Source organism: Enterobacter sp. Acro-832 (assembly GCF_011752745.1).
Classification (GTDB): Bacteria; Pseudomonadota; Gammaproteobacteria; order Enterobacterales; family Enterobacteriaceae; genus Enterobacter; species Enterobacter quasiroggenkampii.
Genome location: NZ_VWWX01000002.1, coordinates 639,162 through 662,989, shown reverse-complemented (window position 1 = coordinate 662,989; position 23,828 = coordinate 639,162). Strand labels below are relative to the sequence as shown.

The 23,828-nt window shown below is 54.2% G+C and carries 27 protein-coding genes; 14 read left to right on the top strand and 13 right to left on the bottom strand.

What is annotated here, in order from left to right; translation table 11 throughout:
- Window positions 1-4 precede the first annotated feature (4 nt).
- A complete protein-coding gene (yoaI, locus tag F3J31_RS09630) occupies window positions 5-109 on the bottom strand; it encodes a small membrane protein YoaI (protein ID WP_010430055.1) in 105 nt (34 codons plus the stop codon).
- Window positions 110-254: 145 nt separating this feature from the next.
- Here yoaI and F3J31_RS09625 point away from each other — a divergent pair, with 145 nt between their 5' ends.
- Window positions 255-701, top strand: coding sequence for a DUF441 domain-containing protein (locus F3J31_RS09625; protein WP_008500737.1), 447 nt, complete (start codon window positions 255-257; stop codon window positions 699-701).
- On the opposite strand, the gene F3J31_RS09620 is transcribed toward F3J31_RS09625, so the two are convergent.
- Window positions 685-1,476 (bottom strand): helix-turn-helix transcriptional regulator, encoded by a 792-nt coding sequence (locus tag F3J31_RS09620; protein ID WP_167212763.1) that lies wholly within the window; start codon window positions 1,474-1,476, stop codon window positions 685-687. The genes F3J31_RS09625 and F3J31_RS09620 overlap by 17 nt on opposite strands.
- Before the next feature lie 99 nt (window positions 1,477-1,575).
- Here F3J31_RS09620 and F3J31_RS09615 point away from each other — a divergent pair, with 99 nt between their 5' ends.
- Window positions 1,576-2,763 carry a CynX/NimT family MFS transporter gene (locus F3J31_RS09615; protein WP_167212761.1) on the top strand — a complete coding sequence of 396 codons (1,188 nt, stop codon included), beginning with the start codon at window positions 1,576-1,578 and terminating at the stop codon, window positions 2,761-2,763.
- 31 nt (window positions 2,764-2,794) lie between these two features.
- Here F3J31_RS09615 and F3J31_RS09610 read toward each other — a convergent pair whose 3' ends face one another.
- Entirely contained in the window at window positions 2,795-3,502 is a 708-nt protein-coding gene (locus tag F3J31_RS09610) for a CTP synthase (RefSeq protein WP_048222585.1), read from the bottom strand.
- A 101-nt stretch (window positions 3,503-3,603) separates the two neighbouring features.
- Between F3J31_RS09610 and F3J31_RS09605 the strand changes: the two genes are divergently transcribed.
- Window positions 3,604-3,948, top strand: coding sequence for a DUF488 domain-containing protein (locus F3J31_RS09605; RefSeq protein WP_048027500.1), 345 nt, complete (start codon window positions 3,604-3,606; stop codon window positions 3,946-3,948).
- Here the strand turns inward: F3J31_RS09605 and F3J31_RS09600 are convergent, their stop codons facing one another.
- Window positions 3,949-4,254 (bottom strand): periplasmic protein, encoded by a 306-nt coding sequence (locus F3J31_RS09600; protein ID WP_048027499.1) that lies wholly within the window; start codon window positions 4,252-4,254, stop codon window positions 3,949-3,951.
- An 80-nt stretch (window positions 4,255-4,334) separates the two neighbouring features.
- Complete coding sequence (locus F3J31_RS09595) at window positions 4,335-4,589, bottom strand: DUF333 domain-containing protein (protein ID WP_045910230.1); 255 nt, start codon at window positions 4,587-4,589, stop codon at window positions 4,335-4,337.
- Window positions 4,590-4,898: 309 nt separating this feature from the next.
- Here F3J31_RS09595 and F3J31_RS09590 point away from each other — a divergent pair, with 309 nt between their 5' ends.
- Entirely contained in the window at window positions 4,899-5,927 is a 1,029-nt protein-coding gene (locus tag F3J31_RS09590) for a sensor domain-containing diguanylate cyclase (RefSeq protein ID WP_032664129.1), read from the top strand.
- Between the two features lie 45 nt (window positions 5,928-5,972).
- Window positions 5,973-6,071 (top strand): YoaK family small membrane protein, encoded by a 99-nt coding sequence (locus F3J31_RS09585; RefSeq protein WP_014883431.1) that lies wholly within the window; start codon window positions 5,973-5,975, stop codon window positions 6,069-6,071.
- Between the two features lie 129 nt (window positions 6,072-6,200).
- Here F3J31_RS09585 and F3J31_RS09580 read toward each other — a convergent pair whose 3' ends face one another.
- From F3J31_RS09580 to F3J31_RS09570, 3 genes are all read right to left on the bottom strand, one after another.
- On the bottom strand, window positions 6,201-6,449 hold the full coding sequence (locus F3J31_RS09580; RefSeq protein WP_008500746.1) for a GlsB/YeaQ/YmgE family stress response membrane protein: 249 nt from the start codon (window positions 6,447-6,449) through the stop codon (window positions 6,201-6,203).
- A 284-nt stretch (window positions 6,450-6,733) separates the two neighbouring features.
- A complete protein-coding gene (locus F3J31_RS09575; protein WP_167213171.1) occupies window positions 6,734-8,206 on the bottom strand; it encodes a sensor domain-containing diguanylate cyclase in 1,473 nt (490 codons plus the stop codon).
- Window positions 8,207-8,382: 176 nt separating this feature from the next.
- A complete protein-coding gene (locus F3J31_RS09570; protein WP_167212758.1) occupies window positions 8,383-9,903 on the bottom strand; it encodes a cyclic diguanylate phosphodiesterase in 1,521 nt (506 codons plus the stop codon).
- A 236-nt stretch (window positions 9,904-10,139) separates the two neighbouring features.
- On the opposite strand from F3J31_RS09570, the gene F3J31_RS09565 reads away from it, so the two are divergent.
- A complete protein-coding gene (locus F3J31_RS09565) occupies window positions 10,140-11,639 on the top strand; it encodes a cyclic diguanylate phosphodiesterase (protein ID WP_167212755.1) in 1,500 nt (499 codons plus the stop codon).
- Between the two features lie 290 nt (window positions 11,640-11,929).
- Here F3J31_RS09565 and F3J31_RS09560 read toward each other — a convergent pair whose 3' ends face one another.
- The 3 genes from F3J31_RS09560 to icd all read right to left on the bottom strand — a co-directional run bounded on the left by F3J31_RS09560 (window position 11,930) and on the right by icd (window position 13,925).
- Window positions 11,930-12,175 carry a DUF2543 family protein gene (locus tag F3J31_RS09560; RefSeq protein ID WP_025911748.1) on the bottom strand — a complete coding sequence of 82 codons (246 nt, stop codon included), beginning with the start codon at window positions 12,173-12,175 and terminating at the stop codon, window positions 11,930-11,932.
- A gap of 74 nt (window positions 12,176-12,249) precedes the next feature.
- Entirely contained in the window at window positions 12,250-12,597 is a 348-nt protein-coding gene (locus tag F3J31_RS09555; RefSeq protein WP_048222579.1) for a DUF1304 domain-containing protein, read from the bottom strand.
- Between the two features lie 77 nt (window positions 12,598-12,674).
- Window positions 12,675-13,925, bottom strand: a complete 1,251-nt coding sequence (gene icd, locus F3J31_RS09550) for an NADP-dependent isocitrate dehydrogenase (protein ID WP_008500752.1) — start codon at window positions 13,923-13,925, stop codon at window positions 12,675-12,677.
- A 117-nt stretch (window positions 13,926-14,042) separates the two neighbouring features.
- On the opposite strand from icd, the gene rluE reads away from it, so the two are divergent.
- From rluE to F3J31_RS09510, 8 genes are all read left to right on the top strand, one after another.
- Window positions 14,043-14,696 carry a 23S rRNA pseudouridine(2457) synthase RluE gene (rluE, locus tag F3J31_RS09545; RefSeq protein ID WP_045910226.1) on the top strand — a complete coding sequence of 218 codons (654 nt, stop codon included), beginning with the start codon at window positions 14,043-14,045 and terminating at the stop codon, window positions 14,694-14,696.
- 9 nt (window positions 14,697-14,705) lie between these two features.
- Window positions 14,706-15,179: an NUDIX hydrolase gene (locus tag F3J31_RS09540; RefSeq protein WP_167212752.1), complete on the top strand. Its 474-nt coding sequence runs from the start codon at window positions 14,706-14,708 to the stop codon at window positions 15,177-15,179.
- A 40-nt stretch (window positions 15,180-15,219) separates the two neighbouring features.
- Entirely contained in the window at window positions 15,220-16,332 is a 1,113-nt protein-coding gene (mnmA, locus tag F3J31_RS09535; protein WP_021241033.1) for a tRNA 2-thiouridine(34) synthase MnmA, read from the top strand.
- 28 nt (window positions 16,333-16,360) lie between these two features.
- Window positions 16,361-16,990, top strand: a complete 630-nt coding sequence (gene hflD / locus F3J31_RS09530; RefSeq protein ID WP_008500756.1) for a high frequency lysogenization protein HflD — start codon at window positions 16,361-16,363, stop codon at window positions 16,988-16,990.
- Between the two features lie 19 nt (window positions 16,991-17,009).
- Window positions 17,010-18,380: an adenylosuccinate lyase gene (gene purB, locus F3J31_RS09525; protein ID WP_045910223.1), complete on the top strand. Its 1,371-nt coding sequence runs from the start codon at window positions 17,010-17,012 to the stop codon at window positions 18,378-18,380.
- A 122-nt stretch (window positions 18,381-18,502) separates the two neighbouring features.
- Window positions 18,503-19,174, top strand: coding sequence for a two-component system response regulator PhoP (gene phoP / locus F3J31_RS09520; protein WP_024908594.1), 672 nt, complete (start codon window positions 18,503-18,505; stop codon window positions 19,172-19,174).
- Window positions 19,175-20,638 (top strand): two-component system sensor histidine kinase PhoQ, encoded by a 1,464-nt coding sequence (gene phoQ, locus F3J31_RS09515; RefSeq protein WP_045417076.1) that lies wholly within the window; start codon window positions 19,175-19,177, stop codon window positions 20,636-20,638.
- Window positions 20,639-20,729: 91 nt separating this feature from the next.
- On the top strand, window positions 20,730-21,851 hold the full coding sequence (locus F3J31_RS09510) for a cupin domain-containing protein (protein WP_021241031.1): 1,122 nt from the start codon (window positions 20,730-20,732) through the stop codon (window positions 21,849-21,851).
- Between the two features lie 87 nt (window positions 21,852-21,938).
- Here the strand turns inward: F3J31_RS09510 and F3J31_RS09505 are convergent, their stop codons facing one another.
- Together F3J31_RS09505 and pepT are read right to left on the bottom strand one after the other, a co-directional pair.
- Complete coding sequence (locus F3J31_RS09505) at window positions 21,939-22,430, bottom strand: transposase (protein ID WP_167212750.1); 492 nt, start codon at window positions 22,428-22,430, stop codon at window positions 21,939-21,941.
- A gap of 96 nt (window positions 22,431-22,526) precedes the next feature.
- Complete coding sequence (pepT, locus tag F3J31_RS09500; protein ID WP_111966902.1) at window positions 22,527-23,750, bottom strand: peptidase T; 1,224 nt, start codon at window positions 23,748-23,750, stop codon at window positions 22,527-22,529.
- Window positions 23,751-23,828 lie beyond the last annotated feature (78 nt).

Genomic DNA, 23,828 nt, shown 5'->3' with positions numbered 1-23,828 from the left:
CCTGTCAGCCTTTTCGTTCCAGAAACAGCACGGAGGCAACGAGAATAACGGCAATAGCGAAAAACGATGAGGAGATAATCAGCGTTTCCACAAACATGTGATCGTTCATGATGGCGACCCCTTTTGCGATATCTGCTTTCGTTTTAATCCGCGTAAATGACAAGGTTATGACAACGACAAAATCTTTTTAACACTGTTCTCTGCCGCGTTTGCGCGTACAGTAAACAGAACAATTTTTCTGGCAAGGATTCCCTATGTTTGACCCTACTCTGCTCATTCTTCTGGCACTCGCCGCGCTCGGCTTTATCAGCCATAACACTACCGTCGCCATCTCGATTCTGGTGCTGATCATTGTGCGCGTGACCCCGTTAAATACCTTTTTCCCGTGGATAGAAAAACAAGGCCTCACCATCGGGATTATCATCTTAACCATTGGGGTGATGGCGCCGATTGCCAGCGGTACCCTTCCCGCCTCAACGCTGCTGCACTCGTTTGTAAACTGGAAATCGCTGGTGGCGATCGCGGTGGGGATTTTTGTGTCGTGGCTGGGCGGTCGCGGCGTCACGCTGATGAGCAGCCAGCCCTCGCTGGTGGCGGGTCTGCTGGTGGGCACCGTGCTGGGCGTGGCGCTCTTTCGCGGCGTACCGGTCGGCCCGCTGATTGCGGCTGGCCTTGTCTCGCTGTTTATTGGGAAGTCGTAGTCAGGCTGGCCATATAACGCGCCGGCGTCTGGCCCAGTCCCTTCCTGAACATGGTGATAAACGCGGTGGTCGAGTCATAGCCCAGTGACTGGGCCACCTGCTGCACCGATTTCCCGCTTATTAAATGCTGTAACGCCACAATCAGCTGCAGCTGGTGGCGCCAGCGGCGAAAGCTTAAGCCGGTCTCTTTCACCACCAGCCGCGCCAGATTGCGCTCGCTCATGGCGAAGTGGCTCGCCCACTGCGTTAGCGTCTGCCAGGCGGCGGGCTCTTCCGCCATCTTCTCGCTCATCAGCCTGATTTTGGGATGAGGCGACACAGGCAGCTGCAGATGCTCCTGACGCTGGAGCGGTAGCTCGTCAAACAGCACGTCCACCAGGCGCGACGTGGTCGCAAAAGAGAGCTGCTCACGCGATTTTTCCGCCAGCGATAAAATCAGCTCCCGCACCAGAGGGGAGATTTTCAGGGTACAGCAGCGCTCGGGCAGGCTGACGGCCCCCGGCTCAATAAACAAAAAGCAGAGCTGCGCGCCCGGCGTGGCCCTGTTGCTGTGCGGCATCTGGCCGGGGATCCAGACGGCATACTGAGGCGGCACCATCAGCATCGCATTTTCCACTTCGCAGGTGATTGCGCCGCCGAGGGCCAGAATCAACTGCCCCTTACGGTGATGATGTCGGGGAATGTACTGTTCCTCCGCCACCACCTGAATGCGAAATGCGACGGCCGCATCGTGCTGGCTATCTGGATCGTAGCCTTCCAGTCCCAGACCAATCATCAGTTTGTCCGATATTAGCGATAAACTGTCATTTTAGCCTGATTTCAACCGCTGAGAAAATCAGTATTGTGTGCGCTCGCTTGAACGTATGAGAACATAATGACTACTGCTATTCGCACCTCAGGAAAACACGGCGCGCTGTTGATTGCAGGCATCCTGATGATTGCCACTACGCTTCGCGTCACCTTTACCGGCGCAGCGCCGCTGCTTGATACCATTCGTCTTGATTATGGCTTAAGCACGGCGCAAACCGGTCTGCTGACCACCCTGCCCCTGCTGGCTTTCGCCCTCGTCTCGCCGCTCGCCGCAGGCGTTGCCCGGCGTATCGGCATGGAGCGCAGCCTTTTTATCGCCCTGCTGCTGATTTGCGCCGGGATTGCCGTTCGCTCGCTACCCTTCGCAGCTTTGCTTTTCACCGGCACGGCGATCGTCGGGTGCGGTATTGCGCTCGGGAACGTGCTGTTACCCGGATTAATTAAGCGTGATTTTCCGGGCCAGGTGGCGAAGCTCACCGGCGCCTATTCCCTGACGATGGGCGTCTCGGCGGCGTTTGGCTCAGCGATGATCGTTCCCATGGCACAAGGGAGTGCAGGCTGGCATGGCGCGCTGCTGATGCTGATGGCGTTTCCGCTGGTCGCATTGCTGCTCTGGCTGCCGCAGTGGCGTCAGAAACACGTCGCAACGGTAACGGGCGCAGGCGCGCTGCATAACCGCGCGATCTGGCGCTCGGCCCTCGCCTGGCAGGTCACGCTCTTTTTGGGGATAAACTCGTTGATTTACTACGTCATCATCGGCTGGCTGCCGGCGATACTGCTGAGCCACGGCTACAGCGAAGCGCAGGCTGGCTCGGTGCACGGTCTGTTGCAACTGGCCACGGCCGTGCCGGGACTCGCCGTTCCGCTGATCCTCCACCGTCTGAAAGACCAGCGGGCGATCGCAGGCGCGGTGGCGCTGATGTGCGCGATAAGCGCGGCGGGATTATGGTTTATGCCGGGCATGGCGGTGATGTGGACGCTGGTGTTTGGCTTTGGCACAGGGGCAACGATGATCCTCGGCCTGACGTTTATCGGTCTGCGCGCCAGCACTGCACACCAGGCGGCGGCGTTGTCCGGCATGGCGCAGTCGATTGGCTATCTGCTCGCCGCCTGCGGCCCTCCGCTAATGGGGAAAATACACGATAGCGCGGGAGACTGGCGGATCCCGCTCTTGGGCTGCGCGCTGGCCGCCGTGATAATGGCCCTCTGCGGCATCTTAGCCGGGCGAGACCGGGAGATCGCGCCCCGTTAAACAGTGTGGCAGACCCTCGGGTCTGCCTTTTTTACCCGCGCGCCGCGCGCAGCATCGCCTGTACCAGCACGACCGGACGTCCTTCCAGCGCAGCACGCTCGTGCTGGAATAAGGTGATCACGAAGAACGGGTGCGTGACCAGTTCCGCGGCACGGATTTCACCCTGATCGTCCCAGCCCGTCACATGCATATCTCCGTTTTCCAGCGCCTGTGCAAACGCTGGAGACACGCCATAGTTACAGTGATACCCCTCTTCAATTTCCGGCTTGCCGTACGCTTTGGCGATCAGCGTATTCCTGCGCAGTTCAATCGCATCGGTTTTTTCCACCAGCGAGCAGGTCAGCGGCGCAATCACCATGGTGCCTTCGGTATCTGTCTCAGCGTGTGCCGCATCAGCCCAGCCCAGCACGTTTCGGGCATACTCAATCAGCGCATGCTGGAACCCGCCGCAGGTGCCCAGGAACGGGATGCTGTTTTCACGGGCGTAGCGCGCGGCAATAAAAGCGGCCTCGGTGTTTTTGTAGGGGCTGGCAGGAACCAGCCAGATGGCATCGTAGCCCACCAGATCTTCAGAGCTTGTCAGCTCCGTCGTGGCCAGCCAGTCGTAATCGGCGGTGAGGTCAAGCACTGCGGCGGCGTCGTCAATGGCCAGCGGGATCGCCTGATGCGCAATAACATTGGGATTGTAATCGCCAACCAGCGCAATGCGCAGCGTCGTTTTAACCGGGAGGTGTTCCATGAAAGGTTCCTTATGCCAGAGTATTATCAGATAACATAAGGAACCTCAGACTACCGATCTTTTGCAATTATCACAATACCTTAAATTGGGAGGGTGAAATCATGATCCAGTGCAAACGGGTCTACGAACAGGCAGGCTCTGATGACGGCTATCGGGTACTGGTGGACAGGCTGTGGCCGCGCGGCGTTAAGAAAACGGACCTCGTGTATGACGAATGGTGTAAAGCGCTCGCGCCTTCGACTGAACTACGCAAGGCCTTTCATAGCGAAACGATTGATTTCACCGCCTTCAGCCAGGCCTATCGGGAAGAGTTGGCGCAGCAGGCTGACGAGGGCGCGCGTCTGGCGACGCTGGCGCGCAGGCAGACCGTCACCCTGCTCTTTGCTGCCAAAAACACGGAGCAAAATCACGCCCTGGTCTTAGCCGACTGGCTGCGCCATCTGTGATCAGCCGATCGTCAGTTCATCCAGAATTTGCGGTGCATCATCCGGGGTGAGCGGCATCAGATGTTCGGCGCGGACAAACGCAAAGCCGTGCTGGTTATCGAAGGCGTAGACATCACCCGTCACCAGCCAAAGCGCGCGATCTGCGGTGGCCGGTAATTGCGTCATCACGCCGTTGACCGGGTTAACGAAACGCAGGCCAGGCTGGCAAAGGCCAAACAGCTCAACAGATTTACCAATATTGCGACGGCCTGACGCCGTGCGGGCACCCACGATCATCGCCATGCTGCCCGGTTTTAGCTGAAACATACTTCTCTCGCGGAAACGAACGCCAGAAACTGGCTAAGATTAATCCTAAAGAGAAGTGTATCGCAGGCGGTATCCGTCTGTCACCTGGTGGGTTGCGGATGATCGCGACGATAGAGCGTCCATTCATCGATCACTTCCCCGCCCGGTAATTTGCACTCGGTGCGAACGCCCTGCGGGCTTTGAACCGGGATCTGTTCCCCGCCTTTCTCCAGGCAGTAGACGGAGGCCGGGTTCGCCATACCGATAACGTGCGGCGGTTTCGGCGCATCGGGTGGCGTGGTTTTTGCGGTGCAGGCGGCCAGGGGAAGCGCCAGCGTCAGAAGCAGAAATCTCATCTCATTGATCCTTTTGACATCATTACACCCTAAGGGTAACGGGTCATCGCCGCGTTCTCCATGATTTCTCCATTTTAACTGCACTTTTCAGCATTATAGTGTGGCATGTTCTCGATATGACCAGAGAACATCATTCCGTAATCAAGATGTCTTTGCCCCGGTCTCAACAACGGGGCTTTTTTTCTCGCCTGCTCCCCGCTTCCTGCATATATTAAATTTTCTGTATTCATGTTTTACTATGCCTGAAGCCTAAAAACTCAGCATAACATGCAGATGCAGACGTCTTCTGCCTGGGAGTCATTCTACGTCATGTCGGACCTTATCCTCGCTCGCGTTTCAGAAACCCTTGCCACCGAGCAATCCCTTGAAAGCCTTGTTCGCCAGCTGCTGGAGATGCTGGAAATTGTCACCGACATGGAGTCGACCTACCTGACGAAGGTGGATATCGAGGCGCGGCTGCAGCACATCCTCTACGCCCGCAACAGCAAACAGATGACGATCCCGGAGGGGCTGAGCGTCCCATGGGATGAGACGCTGTGCAAACGCGCGCTGGATAGTGACACGATGTTCAGCAATGATGTGCCTGAACGTTGGCCCGAGTGTGAAGCCGCAAAAGCACTTGGCATTACCACCTACATGAGTATTCCTGTCCATCTTGCCGATGGTTCACTTTACGGAACGCTCTGCGCCACCAGTACGGCCAGAAAGCCGCTGAGCGAGCGCGCTGAACAGGTTCTGAAGCTCTTCGCCGGGCTGATTGCCCAGTCCATTCAGAAAGAGTCGCTGGTGACCCAGCTTCGCGAAGCCAATGCGGCCCTCATCGCGCACTCCTATACGGATGCCCTTACCGGTTTACCTAACCGTCGCGCCATTTTTGAAGATCTGACCACCCTCTTTTCTCTGGCCCGGCACCTGAAGCGTAACGCCATCATCGCGTTTATCGATCTGGATGATTTCAAGCTGATTAACGATCGTTACGGCCACGAGGCTGGCGACCAGTTCCTGATAGAAGTGGGCAAGCGTTTGACCGAAGAGAAACAGCAGGACGATATTATCGGTCGTCTGGGCGGGGATGAATTTCTGGTCGCGTCGCTGAGCCAGCCCCACCAGGACGGGGATAACGCGCAGCTTACGCTGCTCAAAACGCGCCTCAGCGCCTGCATCGCCGGTGAATACTGGCTCGGCAGCGTTCATATTATTTATCCGGGCGCCAGCTTCGGCGTGATCGAAGTGGACCCTGCCGCAACCGATCCTGACAGCGCGTTACGCGCTGCGGATGTGGCGATGTATCAGGATAAGAAAGGAAAAAGCAAAACACGCTTTCTCACTATGGATTAACCCCGTACACTCTACGGCGTTACAGAAACCGAAACAGGTGATGGTATGAGAATAGGGATCCTCTTCCCGGTCGTTATTTTTATAACGGCAGTGGTTTTTTTAGCGTGGTTTTTTGTTGGCGGCTACGCGGCGCCGGGGGCATAAATGCGTAAGACAACCGTCATTATGCTGATCGTTGCCATTGCAGCGTTTGCCGGCACGCAGCTTGGCTGGTGGTAAATCCAATACGTAAAAAGGCCGCCATCCGGCAGCCTTTTTCAACGCTTTCAGAACTTAGCTTTTGATCTTTCTGTAGATAAACAGAACAACCAGCGCACCGATCACCGCGACGGCGAAACTGCCGAAGTTAAAGCCATCGACCTTGCCAAAACCGAACAGCGTACTGATCCAGCCGCCGACTACCGCGCCGACAATACCCAGTATTACGGTGACGATAAACCCACCGCCATCTTTGCCCGGCATGATCCACTTCGCCAGAATACCCGCAATAAGCCCAAAGATAATCCAGGATAAAATTCCCATAACTTTCCTCTCTGTATGGTTTTTGTCATTAAATCAACGACACAAAAAAGAATAGCACAGGATTCCAGAAAGGAAATTTGTGATAAGCATCACAGTGAGAGAGTGCGTCATTTTTCATCAACAAAAAGAACGGGCCACATAAACTGTGGGGTTGCATCTTTTATTGAGAAAGATTATCTTTCTCAACACTGAATAGTTGAGAGAAACACTCAGGTATTCAGTACGACATTGCTCACATTGCTTCCAGTATTTTTTGCCCACTCCTGAGTGGGCTTTTTTTTAGCTCATACCCCAACAAACGCGTACCGGTTACGTCCCGCGCGTTTCGCCTGATAGAGGGCCTGGTCTGCGGCAATAATGATATTTTGCTGGCTGCCCGCGATGTCGACGGCACGGGCGGTTGAAATCCCGACGCTTACCGTCACCCGGCCGAAGGGGCTAAAGGCATGGGCGATTTGCAGCGAGAACACATTGCGAATAATCGTCTGGGCCAGACGAAGCGCCTCCTGAATATCCGTATCCGGCAATATCAGCGCAAACTCCTCTCCGCCGTATCGCGCCACAAGCTGATTATCACGGGTAAGGCTCTCTCTGAGGCTGTTTCCAAGCATAGCCAGACACCGATCCCCTTCCGGATGGCCGTAGTTATCGTTGTATTTTTTGAAGTAGTCCACGTCCACGATCAGTATCGAAATCGGTGCGTCATGCGCGGCACACAGAGCGATGTCCGAGAGGATTTTTTCATCAAAGACGCGGCGATTGTACAGCCCGGTCAACGCATCTTCTGAGGCAATAATCTTCAGCGCTTTGTTATCCCGTGTTTTACGGGACAGGTCGGAATAGAGGAAGTATGACGCGACGATGAGTATCGCCGTGAACACGAAAATGAGTACCGCCAGCTGAATCGCCTGTTTGCGCCAGGGGGCAAGAGCTTCATCAATACTGACCGCCACGGTGGTGACCAGTCCGTAGCGTCTGTTTTTCTCATAGGCATAAATGCGCTCGATTTTATCAAACCGTGAGGTGGAGCTGGCTATCCCTGTATTTTGTACCTTGAGATATTTCCTGAAGAGCGGTGAATCAGAAACAATCGTGCCGATATAGGTATTTTTAAAGGGATACCGGACCAGCAGCACGCCTGATTGTGTCGTTAAGCCGATGACACCCGAGTGACCGATATTAATCTGCCCGTAGAGCGCCAGAAAATTTTCGATACCCAGCGTCACCACCACCACACCGTTAAATGCCCCGGTCTGGGTTTCAAGGCGCCGGCTGATGGTGATAACCCATTTGCCATTGGTTCTGCTTACCACCGGTTCCCCAATAAAAATCGCCTGATTTTTATTTTCTTTGTGATAGATAAAAAACTCTCTGTCCGAGCCTTTGCGTGGCCCCGTAAAACTTTCATGCAGCGCGGTAAAGATATCGCCCTGAGCATTGTAAACAACCACATTATTAATCTGGGTAAGAAGGTTATCCTGATTATTGATCATGTGCTGAATATTGGTCGCCTGCTGCGGGGTCATGCCATAAATTTCGATTATGTCGGAAACGGTAGTAATTAACATTTCACTCTGGCGCATGATCCCTTCAGTATAGACATCAAGGGTATGGCTCAGGTTAGCGACGCTGGTATTAATTTGCTGGATTGACTGCTGTCTGGACGTGGCAATTTGGACAGCAAGCGCCAGCGAGATGATCAATGAGACAATGATGACGGTAATGGTTGTTGTGTAAAAAATATTTTTCACATGCACGAGCTTTTCCACCTTATCACGCCTGATATCCCTGGCTGACAACTCTGTCACTGTAACAAAGCTCAGGATAAGAGGAAAATGAATTGCACTTAAGCATACAACAGAAGCTCGTCTTTATTTTGTTTTTCACCGCCTGGTAACCAGCGCTATTCCTGACGCTCATCAACGCCCGCGTTTTACACCATCACGGTCTCCCTGGGCTTAGATAAAATGACTTTAATAAAATCGATATAGGATACGGGTTTACCAAAATAATAACCCTGCAGCAGGGTAATCTCATTACGGTTGAGATACTCCAGCTGCTCTTTCGTTTCTACGCCTTCGGCCACGATCCGCAATGATAGTTTTTTCGCCAGGTCAATAACGCAGTCCAGCAGGATCGTTGAGTCCTTCTCCTCTGATACCCGGTTAACAAAGCTTTTATCAATTTTAATATAATCTATGGCAAGCGCATTGAGACATGACAGCCCGGAATACCCGGTACCAAAATCATCCAGTGCTATGACAAAACCGGCGTTATGCAGCGCGTTGAGGTTTTCCACCAGATGAGGATTATCGATCAACGGTTCACGTTCGGTCACCTCAAGCACCAGCTTCACCGCTTTACCCTGAAACCCCTTGCCGAAGATTCGGCAGTCACCGATGAAAGAAGGGGCATTGATGTGTCTGGCGCTGATGTTCACCCCGATATGGAACCCGTCCGGCAGCTTAGGCAGGAGCGGCTTAAGCTGTGTGACCACTTTCGCCATCAAGCCTTTGGTCAGCGGAATAATCAACCCGCTACGTTCAGCTATCGGGATAAAAACGTCCGGCGGGATAAAGCCTGACTTAGGATGCTTCCATCTTGCCAGGACTTCAACACCGTATAACCCGCCGGTATCGCCGTTCACGATCGGCTGGTAATAAGGCACGATCTCTCCCTGCAAAATGGCCTTACGCAAATCGTCTTCAAAGGTGGTACTTTTCCCCTTGTAGCGGCGGATCAAAATGCCCACCGCCACGGATAGCGCGAGAATCAGCAGAATCAGGCTCCATCCCTGTTGCAGTAGCCGCGTCAGGCTAAAAAAGGCGGGCGGTTGCCAGGCCAGACTGAAGGGGAAGTGCGAAGAGGTCGTCAGTGACCCCGCCCACGAGGCCGCTTTCCAGCCGGTCACCTCACCGTTGCGCGTAAACATCCTGTCGCCGACAACCAACCCCAGGTTAACGCTGTTTGATGCGTTCGCGATGACGTCCTGCAAATGCGCATCACTGACGCTGACGATGACGCGCCCTCCCGCGATGGGCATCTGGAAGACAAGCACCGGGATACCGTTCACCAGTCGATTACCGGGGAGCAGCATTAATTTTTGTTCAGGTAACGTCTCCGGATGCACAATCAAAACGCCATTCCCGGGAAGGGATGTACAGATGATTTGCCCCTGCTGCTGGATCATGATGGCGCGCAGATGCGGTTTTAACGCGGCTTCTGTCCCCAGCGCCAACTGCCCGCTGCTGCTACAGCCCTGCTCCGCAACGCGCTTCGCCGTGCTGGCCGCACTGACGGCTTCCGCCAGAATGTTTTCTATTTTCTGGGTGCTTACCGTGGCGGTATGAACGTTATTCATTTTCGCCATCTGCCATAACTGCCAGTTAATAATCAGTATGCCGATCAGAAAAAGAAACAAGGCACTGAGAACAGGGATCATCACGTTACGCACGATGTTTTCCTTAATAGAATAAACAAGCATGGAGGATCGGAAAGAAGAACCCGTGGTTTAACCGGCGTTGCTTATCACAATGAAAATAGCTTAGCTGAGAATTGTCTTAAAAAACTGATGCTTTCGTATGAGTTCACCCGCTCAAATTTGCTCACCCGACGTGACTATCAGGCTTGTGCCTTGCCCTGGCTGTGTTAAGCTTTGTGAAATCAGGGAGCGGACAGGATAACTGGAAAATGAAAAAGCGCATTGCCGTTGCGATCGTTTCAACGCTTCTGGTCATCCTGTCTCTTTATGCGGTCAACGTGGTTATCATCGGTCAGCAAAAAACCAAACAGCTTGAAATATCCCAAACCCTTTTACATTATTCAGAAGATCTGTCCCAAAGCGTGGCGCTGGGCCTCAAAAGCATAACGACGCAGGGATGTGATAAAGCCAGCCTTGATAGCTACAGGCAAATAAAGCTTAATAACCTCTATTTCAGCGATATCGGTTTTATCGAAAAGGGAAAAATTGTCTGTACCGCTTTTTGGGGTAAACTCGCGACGCCCGTTCCACTTCCTGCGGAACTGCATAAAACGCCGAGAGGTTTTCTGCTGGCGCAGTTTTCCAGAAAAGACTTTTTCACCGGCAATGCGGCTATTTATAATAATATTATTATCTTCACCTCCCGCTATGCTTACGATAAATTTACCCCGGTAACCGCAAGCTATTCTCTGAGCGCCACCACGAAGGACTTTGGCCGGATCTTTTTTTCAGCCGCCCCTGAGCTGAAGCCGCGGAGCTGGCTGCATGCGACATTGTTCACCCTGACCATTACACAGTGCAGCGCCTCGTGGGATTTATGCGTGATTGTAAAACACCACGATGCGGGACTGGCCTCGCTCCCCCCGTTTATCTTTACGTTTCTCGCGGTCATACTCTTTTTTATCTGGGTCGCGATAACGTTATTTATCTTCCGTCTCTATGAAGACCGTTTTTCGCTGGAACGCACGCTGATCAAAGCCGTGATAACGAATACCTTCAGCGTTAATTATCAGCCCATTATTCGTATTCGCGATCAAAAAATCGTGGGCGTCGAAGTTCTGTCGCGATGGCGCGATCAAAAGCACGGAGACGTCTCGCCGGAGCTGTTCATCCCATTAATTAAGAAAATCGGTCTGTATAAAAAATATTACAGCAATATTATCGCGAAGTCCCTTTCAGAAATTGCCCCGTTGGCGATTAAGCATCAGCTGATCGTTTCAATCAACGTTGGGCGAAAGGAAATTGAAGACGGACAGTTTATTAACATTTTGCGTCGCGAGTGCTTAGCCAATCGCCTCCCCCTTTCCCTGATGAAGGTCGAGCTTTCTGAGAAAGCCGTTTCCGCGGCGGGTATCCTCGAGGAGTTCTGTCAGGAACTGAAGTCGCTTGGCGTTAAAATTTCAATCGATGATTTTGGCGTGCAAAATTCAAATCTGGCCCGGCTGTCGCAGCTTGAATATGATGAAATTAAAATTGATAAGTCGCTGGTGGATGGCGTCAGCGAGCATTATAAGCAAAACATCTTTGTTATCTTCAGCGATGCCCTTGCGAAGTTAAATAAAACCCTTGTTTTCGAGGGCGTGGAAAATGAAATTCAGTATCGCTTCATTGCGGACAGATATCCCGATGCCTTGATCCAGGGATGGTATTTTTCAAAAGCACTCACCCGGAGCGAACTGGCGAAGCGACTCACCGGCGTCGCCCCGTAATCAGAAGCCTGCCATGCACGTTTTTTTACACGCAGGCGTTTCCATTTTTTCCGCCAAAACATATAGTCGTCATATTCAGACGGTAGATTACCCTGAAGCACACTCTTATTTTGGTTAAAAACGTGAAATTATCCTTACTTTTTCCAGTGGTACTGTTCTTTCTGATCGTTATTTTCGCGCTGTTTATTGATAAACCCGCTTCGCCTATTCTGCGGAAAAAATGCATGTGGTCCGATAGCGTGATGCTGAGCTGTATCGCAAAGCATCAGCATAACGGTTTCTAAGGCAGGCTATTCATTTCCCCACTGATTGAGGAAGTTCGCAACATCATCAATGCGACCCGCACGGATCCCGGCTTCAGTGGCCATCTCCTGCTGGGCTTCCTCGCTGATCTCCTCATTATTCGCTAAGCGGGTGAGCAGCAGCTGGAAATAGTGTGCCAGCGCGTCGCGCTCTGACTCCGCGACTTGCTCTGCGGCTTCCGTCGCGTACTCGTCGGCAATGTCATAATATTTCAGTGGGATGTCGTTGTGCATAACAGTCTCGTCTCAGGTCAATAAAGGTAACGTCACGAGTATATCGGAGGCGTTATCTCAACCAAAGCATTGCTTCAGAGGAGTAACGCAAGCAGCGCTGCAAGCGCGGGCATGGCCTGCACATACAAAATTTTACGGCTGGCGGTGGCTGCGCCAAAAAGTCCGGCGATCAGTACACAGGTCAGGAAGAAGATGGCTACCTGAATCCCCTTTTCGCCGAGCCAGAGGCTCCAGAGCAGACCGGCTGCCAGAAAACCGTTATACAGCCCCTGATTCGCGGCCAGCACGCGGGTGTCGCGCGCAAAATCAGGACGCAGATTAAAAGCCTTGTGCCCTGTTTTGGTATTCCACAGGAACATTTCCAGCACAAGAATGTAGAGATGGATGAGTGCAACGACAGCGATAAGGACAGTGGCTAACATCGAGTTGTCTCCCGCAGGCAGAGGCAAAAAAAACGGGAACCCTCAGGCCCCCGCTCTTGTTTAACCCAGAATCTGGATTACATGTTCGCGATAATCGCGTCGCCAAACTCTGAACATTTCAGCAGCTTAGCGCCTTCCATCAGACGTTCGAAATCGTAAGTTACGGTTTTCGCGTTGATCGCGCCTTCCATACCTTTAACGATCAGGTCTGCGGCTTCGAACCATTCCATATGACGCAGCATCATCTCTGCGGACAGGATGATAGAGCCTGGGTTCACTTTGTCCTGACCTGCGTATTTTGGTGCAGTACCGTGGGTCGCTTCGAACAGGGCGCACTCGTCACCGATGTTCGCGCCAGGGGCGATACCGATACCACCAACCTGAGCTGCCAGGGCGTCAGAGATGTAGTCACCGTTCAGGTTCATACAGGCAATCACGTCGTATTCTGCAGGACGCAGCAGGATCTGCTGCAGGAACGCATCGGCGATCACATCTTTAATGATGATCTCTTTGCCGGTGTTCGGGTTCTTGATCTTCTGCCATGGGCCGCCGTCGATCAGCTCACCGCCGAACTCTTCTTTCGCCAACTGGTAGCCCCAGTCTTTGAACGCGCCTTCGGTGAACTTCATGATGTTGCCTTTGTGAACCAGGGTCACAGAGTCGCGGTCGTTGGTGATCGCATATTCGATGGCCGCGCGCACCAGACGCTTGGTCCCTTCTTCGGAGCACGGCTTAATGCCGATACCGCAATGCTCAGGGAAGCGAATTTTCTTCACGCCCATCTCTTCGCGCAGGAATTTAATCACTTTTTCTGCGTCAGCAGAGTCCGCTTTCCATTCGATACCCGCGTAGATGTCTTCTGAGTTTTCGCGGAAGATAACCATGTCGGTCAGTTCCGGGTGCTTCACCGGGCTTGGGGTGCCCTGATAGTAACGAACCGGACGCAGACACACGTACAGGTCCAGCTCCTGACGCAGAGCCACGTTCAGAGAACGGATACCGCCGCCGACTGGGGTGGTCAGGGGGCCTTTAATAGCAACGCGGTAGTCGCGGATCAGGTCCAGCGTTTCTGCTGGCAGCCAGACGTCCTGGCCATAAACTTGCGTCGATTTCTCACCGGTGTAAATTTCCATCCAGGAAATTTTACGCTCGCCTTTGTAGGCTTTCTCAACAGCGGCATCAACCACTTTCAGCATTGCCGGGGTAACGTCTACACCGATACCGTCGCCTTCGATGAACGGAATAATCGGATTGTGAGGAACGTTAATCTTGCCGTTTTGCAGGGTGATCTTTTTACCTTCCGCCGGAACAACTACTTTGCTTTCCATTAACCTCTCCTTCGAGCGCTTCTGGTTGTTACTGATCTTATGTTAATAAATTGTAATGAGCCCTTCGATAGTACCTGATTGTCCGACGCCATGAAAGGTCTTCGTTATTAGGCTATAATGCGGCAATTGATAACGCCTGAAAATACCATGAAGAAAACTTCTTTTACAAAACACCGGGTTGAGCGATTCAGCTCCCGACAAGCCGCCAGACGACCGCAAGAAACCCAGCCAAAGCGGGTGATTCTGTTCAATAAACCCTACGATGTTTTGCCGCAGTTCACCGACGAAGCCGGACGCAGCACGCTAAAGGACTACATCCCTGTTCAGGGGGTCTACGCGGCCGGGCGTCTGGACCGGGACAGCGAAGGCCTGCTGGTCTTGACCAACGACGGCGCGCTGCAGGCGAAGCTCACGCAGCCGGGAAAACGCACCGGCAAAATTTACTTCGTCCAGGTCGAAGGCGAGCCGGACGAAGAAACGCTGGATAAATTGCGCAAAGGCGTCACGCTGAACGACGGTCCCACCCTGCCGGCAGGTATTGAACGCGTGAATGAACCGGAGTGGCTGTGGCCGCGCAATCCGCCGATCCGCGAACGCAAATCCATTCCGACCAGCTGGCTCAAAATCACCCTTTATGAAGGCCGCAACCGTCAGGTTCGACGGATGACCGCGCACGTCGGCTTCCCTACCCTGCGTCTGATTCGCTACGCTATGGGTAACTACACCCTGGAAACGCTGGCAAACGGTGAATGGCGAGACGTTACCTTTTAAGGAGTCACTATGTTTAAACCTCATGTCACGGTTGCCTGCGTGGTCCACGCCCAGGGTAAATTCCTGGTTGTCGAAGAGAGCATTAACGGCAAAGCGCTGTGGAACCAGCCAGCCGGACATCTTGAAGCCAATGAGACCCTGCTGCAGGCGGCGAAACGCGAGCTATGGGAAGAGACCGGCATTCACGCTGAACCCCAGCACTTTATCCGCATGCACCAGTGGATTGCACCCGATAGCACCCCTTTCCTGCGTTTTTTATTTGCCGTTGAGCTTAGCGAAACGTGCGCCACTGAGCCGCAGGATGACGATATCGACCGCTGTCTGTGGGTCACCGCCGACGAGATCCTGAACGCGCGAAACCTGCGCTCGCCGCTGGTTGCGGAAAGCATTCGCTGCTGGCAGTCTGCCGACCGCTTGCCGCTGGATGTCATCGGCGCATTTAACTGGCCGTTTACAGAGGGTGCCAATGGTGGGGGGGCGTGATAGAATACGCCGCCTTGAAGTTCAATGTCGTGAGTATTCCATGTCAGATAATAGCCAGAAAAAAGTGATCGTCGGCATGTCCGGCGGTGTCGATTCCTCCGTTTCCGCCTACCTGTTACAGCAACAGGGCTATAAGGTGGAGGGCCTGTTCATGAAGAACTGGGAGGAAGATGATGGCGAGGAATACTGCACTGCCGCTGCGGATCTCGCCGATGCGCAGGCCGTGTGCGATAAGCTCGGCATTGAACTGCACACCGTTAACTTTGCCGCAGAATACTGGGACAACGTGTTTGAACTGTTCCTCGAAGAGTACAAAGCGGGCCGCACGCCGAACCCGGATATTCTGTGCAATAAAGAGATCAAATTTAAAGCCTTCCTCGAATTCGCTGCGGAAGATCTGGGCGCAGACTACATCGCGACCGGTCACTACGTGCGTCGCGCAGACGTAAATGGCAAAAGCCAGCTGCTGCGCGGTCTGGACGGCAACAAAGATCAAAGCTACTTCCTCTATACGCTGAGCCACGAGCAAATCGCCCAGAGCCTGTTCCCCGTCGGCGAGCTGGAAAAGCCGCAGGTGCGTAAAATCGCCGAAGAGCTGGACCTGATCACCGCGAAGAAAAAAGACTCTACCGGTATCTGCTTCATCGGCGAGCGCAAATTCCGCGATTTTCTCGGACGTTACCTGCCCGCACAGCCGGGTAAAATTGTCACCGTCGACGGGGAAGAGATTGGCCAGCATCAGGGGCTGATGTACCACACCTTAGGCCAGCGTAAAGGCCTGGGTATCGGCGGGACGAAAGAAGGTAGCGAAGATCCGTGGTACGTGGTCGACAAAGATGTCGAAAACAATATTCTGGTTGTTGCTCAGGGTCACGACCATCCGCGTCTGATGTCCGTTGGCCTGATTGCGCAACAGCTTCACTGGGTCGATCGTGAGCCGCTGAAAGGCACGCTGCGCTGCACGGTGAAAACACGCTACCGTCAGACCGATATTCCTTGCACCGTTACCGCGCTCGATGACGATCGCATTGACGTGCGCTTCGACGAGCCGGTCGCCGCCGTCACCCCGGGCCAGTCTGCTGTCTTCTACAGCGGCGAAATCTGCCTGGGCGGCGGGATCATTGAACAGCGCCTGCCGCTGCCCGCTGTTTAACAGCGATTGCACACATAAAGGAGACCGTGTGGCGAAGAACTACTATGACATCACCCTGGCGCTGGCGGGAATTTGCCAGTCAGCCCGTCTGGTGCAACAGCTGGCGCATCAGGGTCATTGCGACGCTGACGCCCTGCACGTTTCACTCAACAGCGTTATCGACCTCAACCCCGGTTCAACCCTGGGCGTGTTCGGTGGCAGTGAAACCAATCTTCGTCTCGGTCTTGAAACCCTGCTTGGCGTGCTCAACGCCAGCAGCCGTCAGGGGTTAAACGCAGAGCTGACCCGCTACACGTTGAGCCTGATGGTGCTGGAGCGTAAGCTGAGCGCAGCAAAAGGCGCGCTTAATACCCTGGGCGATCGCATTGCCGGGCTACAGCGTCAGCTCGATCATTTTGACCTGCAGTCCGACACGCTGCTGAGCGCCATGGCCGGCATTTATGTTGACGTCATCAGCCCGCTGGGACCGCGTATACAGGTCACCGGCTCCCCTGCCGTGCTGCAAAGTCCGCAGGTACAGGCAAAAGTGCGCGCGTCCCTGCTGGCTGGGATCCGCGCTGCCGTACTGTGGCACCAGGTTGGCGGTGGCCGCCTGCAGCTAATGTTTTCTCGTAATCGCCTGACCACTCAGGCAAAACAAATTCTTGCTCATTGTTAACCTCCCGGAGTTGCGAATTATGGAATTATCCTCACTGACCGCCGTATCCCCTGTCGATGGACGCTACGGCGATAAAGTCAGCGCGCTGCGCGGGATCTTCAGCGAATATGGTTTGCTGAAGTTCCGTGTTCAGGTTGAAGTACGCTGGCTGCAAAAGCTGGCCGCCCAGGCAGCAATCAAGGAAGTTCCTGCTTTTGATGAAAAGGCAAACGATTACCTTGATAAAATCGTTGCCGACTTCAATGAAGAAGATGCCGCGCGCATTAAAACCATTGAGCGCACCACCAACCACGACGTGAAGGCGGTCGAGTACTTCCTGAAGGAGAAAGTGGAAAGCGTTCCTGCGCTGCACGCCGTGTCTGAGTTCATCCACTTCGCCTGTACGTCTGAAGACATCAACAACCTGTCGCACGCCCTGATGCTCTCCACCGCGCGCAAAGAGGTGGTGCTGCCTTACTGGCGTAAAATCATCGACGCGGTGAAAGCGCTGTCCGTGGAATACCGCGACATTCCGCTGCTCTCCCGTACCCACGGCCAGCCAGCCACCCCATCCACGATGGGTAAAGAGATGGCGAACGTCGCGTACCGTATGGAGCGCCAGTATCGTCAGCTGGAACAGGTTGAAATTCTGGGCAAAATCAACGGCGCGGTCGGTAACTATAACGCCCACATCGCCGCGTATCCGGAAGTGGACTGGCACCAGTTCAGCGAAGAGTTCGTGACCTCTCTGGGCATTCAGTGGAACCCGTACACTACCCAGATTGAGCCGCACGACTATATCGCCGAACTGTTTGACTGCATCGCGCGCTTCAACACCATCCTGATCGACTTCGATCGTGACGTGTGGGGCTACATCGCCCTGAACCACTTCAAACAGAAAACCATCGCGGGTGAAATTGGCTCTTCCACCATGCCGCACAAAGTGAACCCGATCGACTTCGAAAACTCCGAAGGCAACCTGGGTCTGGCGAATGCCGTGCTGCAGCATATGGCAAGCAAACTGCCGGTATCCCGCTGGCAGCGCGACCTGACCGACTCCACCGTGCTGCGTAACCTGGGCGTGGGCATCGGCTACGCGCTGATTGCGTACCAGTCCACACTGAAAGGCGTGAGCAAGCTGGAAGTGAACCGCGATCGTCTGCTGGACGAACTGGATCACAACTGGGAAGTGCTGGCGGAGCCAATTCAGACCGTGATGCGTCGTTATGGCATCGAAAAACCGTACGAAAAACTGAAAGAGCTGACTCGCGGCAAACGCGTTGATGCCGAGGGTATGAAGCAGTTTATCGACGGCCTGGCGCTGCCGGAAGAAGAGAAAACCCGCCTGAAGGCGATGACTCCGGCGAATTACATTGGCCGCGCCATCACCATGGTTGACGAGCTGAAGTAATCTCCTCTCCCCCTTTCCGCCCGGAAAGGGGGTTGCTTTTCCCCGGTTTACTCAATGTTTATCCCCACAGCAACATAATCAGCGTTAAACTATTCATACTATTTATTCTGGGAGAAAAGATGATGCGCGTACTGGTTGTTGAGGATAACGCATTGCTACGTCATCACCTGAAGGTTCAGCTTCAGGAGATGGGACATCAGGTGGACGATGCTGAAGATGCAAAAGAAGCCGATTATTATCTCAATGAACACCTGCCGGATATCGCCATTGTCGATTTAGGGTTGCCTGATGAAGACGGTCTGTCATTGATTCGCCGCTGGCGCAGCCACGATGTTTCTCTGCCGGTTCTGGTGCTGACCGCCCGTGAAGGCTGGCAGGATAAGGTCGAAGTGCTCAGCGCGGGTGCAGATGATTACGTCACCAAGCCATTCCATATTGAAGAGGTGGCGGCCCGCATGCAGGCGCTGCTTCGTCGCAACAGCGGGCTGGCGTCTCAGGTTATCTCCATCCCGCCTTTCCAGGTCGATCTCTCCCGCCGGGAATTATCCATCAATGATGAAGTGATCAAGCTCACCGCCTTCGAATACACCATCATGGAGACGCTGATCCGTAACAACGGCAAGGTCGTGAGCAAAGACTCCTTGATGCTCCAGCTCTATCCTGATGCTGAACTGCGTGAAAGCCATACCATTGACGTGCTGATGGGACGTTTACGTAAGAAAATTCAGGCGCAATATCCACAGGATGTGATTACCACCGTCCGTGGTCAGGGCTACCTGTTCGAATTACGCTAAATGAGACGGATCTTGCGCCATATTTTGCCCCTCTCGCTGCGGGTGCGCTTTTTACTGGCAACGGCAGCCGTCGTGCTGGTGCTGTCGCTCTCCTACGGCATGGTCGCCCTGGTGGGCTACAGCGTCAGCTTTGATAAAACCACCTTTCGCCTGCTGCGTGGCGAAAGCAATCTGTTTTATACCCTGGCGAAGTGGGAAGACAATAAAATCACCGTCGAAATGCCGGAAAACCTCAATCAGCAGAGCCCCACGCTGGCCCTGATTTATGACGAAAAGGGGAAGCTACTTTGGGCGCAGCGGGACATCCCGTGGCTGGTCAAAAGCATTCGTCCGGACTGGCTTAAAACCAACGGGTTTCACGAAATTGAAGCCGATCTCAACACCACCAGCTCGCTGATCCGTGAAGATCGCTCCCTGCAGCAAAAGCTGAACGAGATCCGCGCCGACGATGCCGAAACGGAGATGACGCACTCCGTCGCGATTAACCTCTATCCGGCGACGCTAAACATGCCGCAGTTGACCATCGTGGTGATCGACACCATTCCGGTCGAGCTAAAGCGTTCTTATATGGTCTGGAGCTGGTTCATCTACGTTCTGGCGGCAAATCTGCTGCTGGTAATCCCGCTGCTGTGGGTGGCGGCGTGGTGGAGCTTGCGCCCCATTGAATCACTGGCGAAAGAGGTTCGCGAGCTGGAAGAACATCATCGCGAAAAGCTTAATCCGGAAACCACCCGCGAGCTCACCAGCCTGGTGCGAAACCTCAACCGCCTGCTGAAAAGTGAACGCGAACGCTATGATAAATACCGTACGACGCTTACCGACCTGACCCACAGCCTGAAAACCCCGCTCGCGGTCATGCAAAGCACCCTGCGTTCCATGCGCAGCTCGAAGCTGAGCGTTGACGATGCCGAGCCGGTGATGCTGGAGCAGATCAGCCGTATTTCCCAGCAAATTGGCTATTACCTCCACCGCGCCAGCATGCGTTCCGGCAGCGCGCTGCTGAGCCGCGAGCTGCATCCGGTCGCCCCGCTTCTGGATAACCTCACGTCTGCCCTCAACAAGGTGTATCAGCGTAAAGGGGTGAACATCAGCCTCGATATCTCGCCAGAGATAAGCTTTGTGGGTGAAAAAAATGACTTCATGGAAGTGATGGGTAACCTGCTGGATAACGCCTGCAAATACTGTCTGGAGTTCGTGGAGGTGTCGGCGCGGCAGACGGATAACGAACTGCATATCATCGTTGAGGATGATGGCCCGGGGATCCCGCGCAATAAACGTGATGTGGTGTTCGATCGGGGTCAACGCGCCGATACGCTACGTCCTGGCCAGGGCGTTGGATTAGCCGTCGCGCGTGAGATTGTCGATCAGTACGACGGGAAAATCGAAACCAGTGAAAGTTTGCTGGGCGGCGCGCGAATGGAGGTCATTTTTGGTCGCCAGCAGCCCACATCGAACGATAGTTAACCCGTTATGTGAAAAATGCGAGGATCTCGCAGCCGGGGGGCTGAGCTTCCGTTATAATCCGAGTCAGTAAGAGCCTGCGGAATAAAAAAATATGGATTATCACTTAACGCTTAACTGGCCCGAGTTTATTGAACGTTACTGGCAAAAACGCCCGGTCGTTCTGAAGCGCGGGTTCAGCAATTTTGTCGACCCCATCTCGCCTGACGAGCTGGCCGGTCTGGCCATGGAAAACGAAGTCGACAGCCGTCTGGTCAGCCACCAGGACGGGAAATGGCAGGTTAGCCACGGTCCTTTCGAAAGCTACGATCACCTCGGTGAAAACAACTGGTCGCTGCTGGTGCAGGCGGTCAACCACTGGCACGAGCCAACGGCCGCCTTAATGCGCCCGTTCCGCGCCCTGCCCGACTGGCGCATGGACGATCTGATGATCTCCTTCTCCGTTCCTGGCGGTGGCGTCGGTCCGCATCTGGACCAGTACGACGTGTTTATTATTCAGGGTACGGGCCGCCGCCGCTGGCGCGTGGGCGAAAAAGTCCCCATGAAGCAGCACTGCCCGCATCCGGACCTGCTTCAGGTTGACCCGTTTGACGGGATTATCGACGAAGAGCTGGAGCCGGGTGACATTCTCTACATTCCACCGGGATTCCCTCACGAAGGTTACTCCCTGGAGAATTCCCTCAACTACTCCGTCGGGTTCCGCGCGCCAAGCGGCCGCGAGATGATCAGCGGATTTGCCGACTATGTTCTGCAGCGCGAGCTGGGCAGCTATCGTTACAGCGACCCTGATGTGCCTGCACGCGAGCATCCGGCCGATATCCTGCCCGCAGAACTGGATAAGCTGCGCGGCATGATGCTGGATCTGATTAACGAGCCGGAGCACTTCAAACAGTGGTTTGGCGAGTTTATCAGCCAGTCTCGTCATGAGTTGGACGTTGCACCACCGGAGCCGCCTTATCAGGCTGACGAGATTTATGATGCACTTCAGCAGGGCGACAAGCTGACACGCCTGGGCGGACTACGCGTGCTGCGTATTGGTGAGGACGTGTTCGTCAACGGCGAGAAGCTGGACTCTCCACACCGTCCGGCGCTGGAAGCGATTGCCAGCCATCTGGTGCTGACTGCCGATACCTTTGGCGATGCGCTGGAAGACCCGTCCTTCCTCGCGATGCTGGCCGCACTGGTCAACAGCGGGTACTGGTTCTTTGAGGACTGAGTCGTGATATTTGCCGGGTGGCGGCTTCGCCTTACCCGGCCTACATTCGGATCGTAGGCCCGGTAAGCGTAGCGCCACCGGGCGTTTTTATCGCCGCTCACCCGCCGCAAAATCCTCGATCTCGCCGGCCCAATCCACCGGATACAATCCCTCCTGCACGTCCCGATGAAACGTTGAAAACGGCCAGTCGCTGACTTTACCCACATAGCCGTGCTTCAGCGGATTGATGTAAATGTAATCCACATGCCGCCGGTAGTCCTCTTCGTTACGGATAGTGTGTTCCCAGAATCGTGGTTGCCAGATATGGCGCATGTCGATATTGCGGCTGAACGTCTTTTTGATATCCCGCCAGCGAGCAGAAAAATCACTGTCTCCTTCCGGTAGGGTCCAGATACAGTGCATGTGTTCAGGCAGAATAACCCACGCGTTGATGGTGAAGGGCTTCGCACGTTTAACCGTTGAGGTGGCGGAACGCAGGCTATCGATATGACGGGTAAGCAAATCGCTCTGACGATTTTGCAGGTTGACGGTGAAGAACCAGGTTCCACCGGGGACGTAATGGCGACGGTAGTTTGACATGGGCACTCCTTGCCTCAATGCCGGGTGGCGGCTTCGCCTTACCCGGCCTACATTCGGATCGTAGGCCCGGTAAGCGAAGCGCCACCGGGCGTTTTTTTAGCGTTTAGCGGTCAACTCCGCGATCCGCACAATCACCTGCACCGCCTTTTCCATTCCTTCCAGCGTCACAAACTCATGTTTGCCATGGTAGTTATAGCCACCGGTAAACAGGTTCGGGCACGGTAGCCCCATGAATGACAGCTGAGAACCGTCGGTGCCGCCGCGAATCGGCTTCAGCTGCGGTTCAATATCGCAGTCGCGCATCGCCTGCTGGGCGATATCGAGAATATGCGGATGCGCCATCACCTTCTCGCGCATATTGTAATAGCTGTCTTCGATGATGAGCTCGATATAGCAGTCAGGATGCAGGCCCTTGCCCACCTTCTTGGCGATCTCCATCATCTTACGCTTGCGCGCCTCAAAGGCTTTACGGTCGAAATCGCGGATGATGTAGTGCATCTGCGCGCTGTCCACGGTGCCTTTGATGCTGGTCAGATGATAGAACCCTTCATACCCCTCGGTCTGTTCGGGGCTCTCTTCCGCCGGGACTTCCGCATGAATTCGCGATGCCAGCGACAGCGCGTTCACCATGACGCCTTTCGCCGAACCGGGGTGAACGTTGTTGCCGACAATTTTGATCGTCACTGAGGCAGCGTTGAAGTTTTCATACTCCAGCTCACCGACGCCACCACCGTCAACGGTATAGGCCCACTGCGCGTTAAAGGCGTCCACGTCGAAATGCTTCGCGCCCTTGCCGACCTCTTCATCCGGCGTAAAGGCCACGCGGATATCCCCGTGCGGAATGTTTTTGCCCTTCAGCACCGCCAGCGCCGTCATGATCTCCGCGATCCCCGCTTTATCATCCGCCCCCAAGAGCGTTTTTCCGTCGGTGGTGATCAGCGTCTGGCCCAGCAGTTGGTGCAGCACCGGGAACATGACGGGCGAGAGCACTTCGTCGCCTATGCCCAGCGCAATGTCGCCGCCGCGGTAGTTTTCAACAATCTGCGGGTTCACATGTTTACCGCTAAAATCCGGAGAGGTGTCGACATGGGAGATAAAGCCAATCGCCGGAATGTCACCCGGGACATTCGCCGGCAGCGTTCCCATCACAGTGCCTTTCTCGCTTAACGTGACGTTGACCAGCCCCATGGCGTCAAGCTGCTCTTTAAGCAGGTTTAATAACTTCCACTGGCCTTCGGTGCTCGGCACCTGGCGAACACCCGGTTTAGATTGGGTATCCAGCGAAACGTACTGTAAAAAACGCTCAAGTAATTTATCCATGCAGTCACCCTCACTTTTTGTGACAACATTATCAATAAGCATCAAAACGCAAATATTGCGTCAGGTCACTTTTATCCC